Source organism: Delftia sp. ZNC0008, from assembly GCF_000799035.1.
In the GTDB taxonomy this organism is placed as follows: Bacteria; Pseudomonadota; Gammaproteobacteria; order Burkholderiales; family Burkholderiaceae_C; genus Comamonas; species Comamonas tsuruhatensis.
Genome location: NZ_JTKZ01000874.1, coordinates 1 through 1,182 on the forward strand (window position 1 = coordinate 1; position 1,182 = coordinate 1,182).

Sequence of the window (1,182 nt, forward strand, 5' to 3'; positions counted from 1 at the left end):
TATCAGCGTGAAGCTGGGCATAGGGCATGGGCTTGCGGGGTCCGAGCCGGATTACACCTATGACGATGAATACACAGGCAACGATCCCATCGTGCTGGAGCACATCTGGCGTGTGCGCAAGGATCGCACGCTTGCGGGAGAGAAAGCGGTTTATGAGTTCCTGACGTCTTATGGAACCAGACCTGCACTTGGTTTTGAAGAGATCAGGAGTGTGCTGGAGGGGTTCAATGCAATCAGGGAAGAGGGGAAAGAGTTTTCGAAGAAAACCAGATTTTTAAAAGAAATAATCAATCAACTGATTAATGACAAAAAACTGATATTAAGCAAAAACAATGAAAATGAAAAAGCAACTAAAATTATTGAGATAAATCTGGAAAAGGGAGGCGACGATGAGTATCAGACAGAAGTTGCAGAGAAAAACAGGAAAATATATCTAGATAGTCTTTCTGGTCAAGAAGATAAATATCCAGGCGTTTGCTTACCAGGTAGCAGCATATGCAAAAAAGTATAGCTTTTATATATATTTCTGTTTTTTCTTGCATTATTCTGGCGAGCTGCCAGTTTGCCTCCGAAAAATCACTCAGTACTGAAGAATGGGCAGAGCGTCGCCACTCACCTAGCGATAAGAACCCTCCTCCTGAAGGCTGCAAAACCGTCAAATATAGAGGCGGCTACTACCCTATCACGGAAGCCTTTGAAGGGTCTGGCCGCCACTGCGTGGTCCATGATTTTGTACAGCGCAAGGCACGCGACTGGATTGAAGGGGGAATAGAGCGTGGTGAACCTCGAGGTGCTATTCTAAAATTTTTCCGCAGCAACAATTCTGATCTTGATTTACAAAGTCATCTTGTAACAGGAGCACCATTCTCCAATACAAGTGGTATTGGGACCTTGCCATCCAAGAATGGTTTTTTCAATTTAAGAGTGCATAATGGAAAAATTGAAACCCCTGGAACATACGGAATTGGTGTTGATATGATTCCCCATGTTGTCGCAAGCGACAGAATCAAGGAATTAACAGAAGATCTTCCGGTTATGAAGACGAACGGCTGGAACAGCGAAACCAAGAATTTCAACGAAATCCCCTGGGACTACTCTCCACCCACCTTCTACACCGCAGAAAACCTCCAAATCAAATCCGGCGGCCGCGCCATCATCATGGCGGGCTCCGACAACGTGGTG

The 1,182-nt window shown here is 45.3% G+C and carries 2 pseudogenes; both read left to right on the forward strand.

What is annotated here, in order from left to right:
- A pseudogene (locus L995_RS34070) lies at positions 1 to 511 on the forward strand (DUF6765 family protein); the annotation flags it as partial.
- Positions 496 to 1,182 (forward strand): annotated as a pseudogene (locus tag L995_RS34545) (hypothetical protein); the annotation flags it as partial. The pseudogenes L995_RS34070 and L995_RS34545, both read left to right, overlap by 16 nt.